The 6,411-nt window shown below is 63.9% G+C and carries 6 protein-coding genes; all 6 read right to left on the bottom strand.

The window, feature by feature from the left end; translation table 11 throughout:
- The coding region (locus ACLP25_RS28395; RefSeq protein WP_442472443.1) for an SDR family NAD(P)-dependent oxidoreductase at window positions 1–432 on the bottom strand (432 nt) is incomplete at its 3' end.
- Window positions 429–1,736, bottom strand: a complete 1,308-nt coding sequence (locus ACLP25_RS28390) for an acyl-CoA dehydrogenase family protein (protein ID WP_442472442.1) — start codon at window positions 1,734–1,736, stop codon at window positions 429–431. The genes ACLP25_RS28390 and ACLP25_RS28395, both read right to left, overlap by 4 nt.
- 12 nt (window positions 1,737–1,748) lie before the next feature.
- Window positions 1,749–3,437: an AMP-binding protein gene (locus ACLP25_RS28385; RefSeq protein ID WP_442472441.1), complete on the bottom strand. Its 1,689-nt coding sequence runs from the start codon at window positions 3,435–3,437 to the stop codon at window positions 1,749–1,751.
- The gene (locus ACLP25_RS28380) at window positions 3,434–4,297 is read right to left on the bottom strand and encodes a 3-hydroxyacyl-CoA dehydrogenase family protein (protein WP_442472440.1); all 864 of its coding nucleotides are present in this window, start codon (window positions 4,295–4,297) and stop codon (window positions 3,434–3,436) included. The genes ACLP25_RS28385 and ACLP25_RS28380 overlap by 4 nt, the downstream gene beginning before the upstream one ends.
- Window positions 4,298–4,311: 14 nt before the next feature.
- Window positions 4,312–5,061, bottom strand: coding sequence for a GntR family transcriptional regulator (locus ACLP25_RS28375; RefSeq protein WP_442472439.1), 750 nt, complete (start codon window positions 5,059–5,061; stop codon window positions 4,312–4,314).
- A 40-nt stretch (window positions 5,062–5,101) separates the two neighbouring features.
- On the bottom strand, window positions 5,102–6,411 hold a 1,310-nt coding region (locus tag ACLP25_RS28370), incomplete at its 5' end, for a sugar ABC transporter ATP-binding protein (protein ID WP_442472438.1).

The following is a 6,411-nucleotide window of genomic DNA, read 5'->3' as shown; positions in this document are numbered from 1 at the left end:
CGAATGCGCGACGGCGCGTTTTGAAGCCGGACACGACGTGCAGATGAGCGCATGCTTGCAGCCGAGGAACACGCTGTCAGCATTGACGCTCATACCGCGACGCCAATCGTCGAGACTGAGATCTTCGACCGATCCGAGCTGCGCGATGCCCGCGTTGTTGACGAGCACGGAGAGTCCGCCGAGCGACTCACTCGCGAAGGCGATCGCGGCAACCCAATCGCTCTCGTTCGCGACATCGTGCCTAAAGGCGAAAGCCGTTCCCGAGCCCAATTCTGCATCGATCTCAGAGGCCTTTTCCCGCGCCCGCTCGATATTGACATCGGTGAGCAGTACCCTGGCTCCCTCGCGAGCGAGCATGTGCGCGCAGGCGGCGCCGATGCCCTGCGCGGCGCCGGTGACGAGCGCGGTCTTGCCGCGTACCCGCGCGCTCATGGCAGATCCCTCGGCCGCGGCCAGAGGCCGCCGTCGGACCACGCCTCGGACTCGTCTAGCGGAAGCGGTTCGCCGCCGCCGCCGGTGCGCGCCGGGTCGATATTGAGATAGCGGCGCAATTCGAGCCGGCCGATCTGGTTGCGATGGACTTCATCTGGCCCGTCGGCGAGGCGCAGCAGGCGCGTCGTCGCGAGCGCGGCGGCGAGGAAGTGATCGTTGCTGGTGCCGCCCCCGCCGAACACTTGGATCGCCCAGTCGACGATCTTCTGCGCCATGTTCGGCGCGATGACCTTGATCATCCCAATCTCCTGCCGCGCGGCCTTGTTGCCGACAGTATCCATCATGTAGGCGGCCTTCAGGGTCAGAAGGCGCGCTTGCTCGATCATGATGCGGGCCTCGGCGATGCGCTCCAGCGTCACCGTCTGCTCCGCGACCAGGCGGCCGAAGGCGACTCGATTCTCCGCGCGGCGGCACATGCGCTCCAGCACCCGTTCGCTGAGGCCGATGAGGCGCATGCAGTGATGAATGCGGCCGGGTCCGAGACGCCCCTGTGCGATTTCGAAGCCGCGACCTTCGCCAAGCAGGATATTGCCGACGGGAACCCTGACGTTGGTGAAGGTGACCTCGGAAGCCCGGTCGGGCACGCCGTAGAAGCCGAGGACGGGAAGCGAGCGCACCACGCGCACGCCAGGCGTCTCCTTCGGCACAAGCACCATCGACTGGCGCTTGTGACGGTCTGCGCCTTTGGGGTCCGTCTGGCCCATGAAGATGATGATCTTGCAGCGCGGATCCGTCGCGCCCGTGGTGTACCACTTGCGACCGTTGATAACGTAGTGATCGCCTTCGCGCACGATCGAGCTCGCGACATTGGTCGCGTCCGACGAAGCGACGTCCGGTTCGGTCATGGCGAATGAGGAGCGGATGTCCCCGGCGAGCAGAGGCTTCAGCCATTGCTCCTTTTGCGCCTCCGTGCCGTAGCGCAGGATCGTCTCCATATTGCCGGTGTCGGGGGCATTGCAGTTGAAGACTTCCGGCGCGAGGTGCGAACGACCCATGATCTCGCACAGCGGAGCATATTCGAGGTTGGTGAGGCCGCCAGCCTCGTGCGCCGGCAGGAACAGGTTCCAGAGGCCCTTTTCGCGCGCGAGCGGTTTCAGTTCCTCGACGATCGGATGGACCGCCCAAGGGCCAAGGCGTTCCGCTTCCTGGTAGAAGCGGCGCTCGTTGGGATAGATGTACTCCTCCATGAACTCCCGGAGGCGCCCCGCTAGCTCCGCGCTTCGCGGGCTTTGGCTGATGTCCACTTGTTTGCTCCTCTAGCGGTCCCGCAAATCCTGTTTGAGGGCGTTTCTGGTGATCTTGCCTGTTGTGGTCTTCGGCAGGTCGGCCACCAAGCGGATTTCGACCGGGCACTTGTAGGCCGCGAGCCGCTCGCGGCAGAAACGCGAAAGCTCCGCTACATCCATCCGGGCGCCTGGTTCCGCCGAGACGAAAGCGATGACCGTCTCGCCGCGATAGGGGTCCGGCGCGCCGACCACAGCGGCTTCGCGAACACCAGGGAAGGCGTAGAGAACGTCCTCCACCTCGCGCGGCCAGACCTTGAAGCCCGAGGCGGAAATCATGTCCTTCTTGCGGTCGACGAGATAGAACCAGCCGTCCTCGTCAAAGAAGCCGATGTCGCCGGTGTGCATCCAGCGGCCGGCGAGAACTTCGGCCGTCTCGACCGGCTTGCCCCAGTAGCCGGCCATCACGCCGGCGCCGCGCACCACGACCTCCCCGTGCTCCCGCGGCCCAAGCGGGCGGCGCATCTCATCGACGATGATCACGTCTGTTCCCGGCGTCGGGACGCCGATCGACAGCGCGCCGGATTGCGGGTCCACGGGTATCGGCCCCGCCAACGGCGCGAGATGGCTCGGCGCCGTAAGCTCGGTCATGCCGTAGGAGCTGCGGATCGCGCGACCGAAACGTAGCGCGAAAGCGTTGACCACCGCCGGCGCGATCGGAGCGCCGCCGGAATAGAGATGCGCGAAACTCGCGAAATGCGCGCGCGTCGCCTCCGGGTCGTTCATCAGCGCGATGAAAGCCGTGATCGCACCGATGATGAACGTCGGTCGGTGTTCGAGGAAAGCCTCCCGCACAACTGCGGGATGGAAGCGATAGGTCAGCACCTGCGAGGCGCCCGCGGCTAAGGCGGCAACGAGCTGGATCTCGAATCCCGTCACATGAAAGAGCGGCGCCACGCCAAAGATGCGCGAAGACGCATCGAGCTCGAAGCTCTTATGGCATGTGATCGCATTGGCAACGAGATTGCGATGGGTCAGCATCGCGCCCTTCGGCGCGCCGGTCGTTCCCGACGTATAGAGAAGCAAACCAATGTCGTCGGGCAATATGGGAGCGCGCGCAGGCGCCGGAAGCGTTTGGACGAGAATACGCCCCAAGGCTCGCTCCGCCGGCGCGGTGGCGGAGGGCGGCAGCACTCGCGCGTCATTGCGGTTCTGGAACTCATGCCCGCTGGTCCAGATCATGAGCTCCGGTTCCACGACAGCGGATGCGGCGGCGGAGACGACGGCCCACTGCTCGTCGTGGCAAAGAACTGCCCGCGGCGCGCAGTCCGCGAATAGTTTCGCAAGTTCGGGCGTGCGGTACATGGGATTGAGACTGACGACAATCGCAGCGAGCTTCCAGGCCGCAACCGTCGCGACCAGGAACTGCGGCGTGTTCTGAAGGACGATAGCGACGCGGTCGCCCGACCCGACGCCCTTCGCCACCAGCCATCCGGCGAAGCGGTCGCTCATCCGGTCGATGTCGGCATAGGTTAGCATCGCATCAAAATAGAAGACGGCCGGGGCTTCCGGCGGCGCCGCCCGGAAAAGGTCGAGCGCCGTTCTTTTCTCTGCGTCAAGCGCGCCTGCGCCGGGCGGATAGAGTTTCGTCCAAGGCGTCGCTGCAGCCGCTTCGTAGGCGGCAAGGACGCCATCGAGATCGGAGGCGGGGCTCGAACTCATAGTCGCTTGCCATCCTTGTCGTAGCGGTGCCAGCCGCGCCCCCCTTTGCGGCCGTTGTAGCCGGCGGCTACCATTTGACGCAGCAGGAAGCGCTCGCCGTAGGCCTTGTAAAGGATCTCGTGCACGCTCTGCGACAGTGAGTTCGCCGTATTGTCCATCAGTTCGAACGGTCCGATCGGGTGACCGAGGCCGAGCTTGTAAGCAGCATCGATATCTGCTGGCGAGCAGACGCCTTCCTCGACAAGGCGGATCGACTCGATCACCAGAGCGTGCAGCGGGCTGTTGACGGCAAAGCCGACTACATCCTTGACGCGGATCGGCGTCTTGCCGATGGCGGTCAGGATCGCTGCGACGTCGTCGGCGAAAGCCGGATCGGTGTCTGCGGTCGCGATCACCTCGACAAGGCGCATGCGGGAGACCGGCGAAAAGAAGTGCGCTCCGAGGAAGCGGCAGCGGCGCTCATCGCTGACCGCGGCGCTTAGCGAAGTGATTGAGAGCGAGGAGGTGTTCGAGGCGATGCCAGCTTCGGGCGCCAGGATCGCGTCGAGCCGCTCGAACACGCTGCGCTTAAGCGCTTCGTCCTCAAACACCGCCTCCACGACGAGATCGCGATCCGCATCGGCCTCCAGATTGTCTACGGCAGCAAGGTTTCTCCGCACGGCCTCGGCCGCCTCGGCGGACCAGAAGTTTCGCGCGATGCCGCGGTCGATGACACCTTGAAGACGCTCGATTGCGCGTTCCGCAGCAGCGCGATTTTGATCGGACAGAAACGTCGGATAGCCCGCGAGGGCAAATTCCAGCGCGATTTCCGATCCCATCATCCCGGCGCCGACGACGCCGATTGTCTTGAAGGCGGTCATCAGCGGCTCCTCGTCTAGATGCCAACTTTGCGGGAGCGGGAGGCGATAGCGACATGCCGTCGTCCGGTAGTCGTGCCGCGTGCACTCCCGTCGATCGTCTGAATCAGCATGCGGGTGCGGCGGATGTGCAGATGTACGATGTTGCGGGCCCCCTCCGCGTCCCGGCCGCGGATCGCGTCCATCAGCAACAGATGGTGCGGGTCGGAGAAGGGCAGACCGTGTTTGGCGAAAGTTTCCTTAACGAGCTGGCGGCGGAAGTGCTGGGTGCTGTTCCAAAACCGCTCCACCATCGCCAGAAGCTGGGGCATGCGGGCGCGCGAATATGTGCGCAAATGGAACGCGCGATCGAGCTGTATGTACTCTTCGAGCGTCATCGCTTGCTCCATTTCGCGCACCGTTTCGTCCATCGAGTCGATATCGGCGTCCGTGAGGTTCGGCACGCTCTCGAAAATCGCGAGCGGTTCCACCACTTCGCGGATCTTGTAGACCTCGATCGACTCCTCCGAGTTGACGTCGGCGATCCAGGCGCCCCGGTTCGGGGCCAGCACCACGAGACCCTCGTTTTCCAGCTGCTTCAGCGCCTCACGGACGGGGATGCGGCTCGCGCCGAATCTCGCGGCGAGCAGTTCCTGGCGGATCCGCCCTCCCGGTCGCATTTCTCCGCTCAGAACTGCGCTGCGGATTTCGTCGGCGATCCGCGCGCTGAGCAGCCGCCCGTCGTCTTCCGCGGAAAGCGTCTCGGAGCTTTGGCCTGTCTCGGGCAAGGGCGCTCGTCCTTCGAAAATGGTCATCTCGCCTCGGCACTCAATGGATGGCGGCGTACATGATCTCGTGTTCCGTAGCGTCGGACGCCGACATTTCTTCGACGATGCGCCCTCCTCGGGCCACCAGAATTCGGTCGGAGATGGCCAGGATTTCCGGCAGGTAGGAGGATATCACCACCACCGCCTTGTTCTCGGCGGCGAGCTTTCGGATCGCGGCGTGAATTTGCGGAATTGCGCTGACGTCGACGCCGCGCGTCGGCTCGTCGAAGATGACGATCGAGGGTTCCTGCGCCAGGGACTTGGCGACGACGACCTTCTGCTGATTGCCGCCAGAATACTCGACGATCTTCAGACTGCGCTTCAACGCGGAGATCGAGAGCGATTTGATCCACTCGTCGGCAACGCGCTTCATCTCGCGCATTGAGTAAAGCAACTGACGCACGCGCGGCGAAGAGAGAAAGCCCAGATAGATGTTCTGGTCGACTGTCATCGTCTCGAAGAACCCATCGACCTTTCTGTCCTCGGTGATGTAGGCGATTCCGTCGCGGATCGCTTGTCGAGGCACGCGGTACCGCACCGGCTTGTCGCGCAGGTAGATCATGCCCCCGCGCAGGAAGTTGCGCTTGCGCGCGCCGCCGATGATCTGCGCGATTTCCGTGCGGCCGGCGCCGACCAGACCGAACATGCCGACGACTTCGCCTTTGAAGACGGAAAACGACATGTTTTTGACGACGCCGCCCATCGTCACGTTCTCGACCGAGAGCGCCTTCTCCCCGCGCGTCCGTGGATGGACGAAGTCGGGATCGGCGTCGTGCATCGCGTAGTGGCTCGCGGTCACGTCGCGCCCGATCATCATGCGCACGAGCGCATCGCGCGTCATGCCCTTGGCCGGCGAAGTCGTGACGACCTTGCCGTCGCGCAACACGGTGATCCGGTCGGCGATATCGAGCGCTTCTTCCAGCGCGTGCGAGATGAAGATGATGCCGGCGCCGCGCTCCTTGAGGGTGCTGAGCAGATGGAAGAGATGCTGCATTTCTTCCGGCGTCAGCGATGCGGTCGGCTCGTCGAAGATGAAGACCTGGGCATTATGCCGCACGGCCCGGACGATTTCGACCATTTGCCGTTTGGCCGTGCCGAGGTTTTCAACCAGCGTCAGGGGATCGACATTGAAATTCAACGACTGCAGCGACTGCGTGGCCGCGATGTTGATCTTGCTGTAGATGGTGAGCAGCTTCTCCATGCCGAGTTCGAGATTCTGGGCGACCGTCATCGACGGCACGAGGCTCGACTCTTGATAGACCATTGCCACGCCGCCCTTAAGCGCCTCCTCCGGCGAGGCGAACTCGACCC

The organism is Roseiarcus sp., assembly GCF_052145395.1.
In the GTDB taxonomy this organism is placed as follows: Bacteria; Pseudomonadota; Alphaproteobacteria; order Rhizobiales; family Beijerinckiaceae; genus Roseiarcus.
The sequence above is the reverse complement of the archived record's forward strand: the minus strand, read 5'-3'. Positions and strand labels throughout refer to the sequence as shown.

Bases quoted from the DNA above. Each gene is read 5' to 3' on its own strand.
- ACLP25_RS28385 (WP_442472441.1), bottom strand. From the start codon at position 3,437: ATGAGTTCGAGCCCCGCCTCCGATCTCGATGGCGTCCTTGCCGCCTAC.
- ACLP25_RS28380 (WP_442472440.1), bottom strand. From the start codon at position 4,297: ATGACCGCCTTCAAGACAATCGGCGTCGTCGGCGCCGGGATGATGGGA.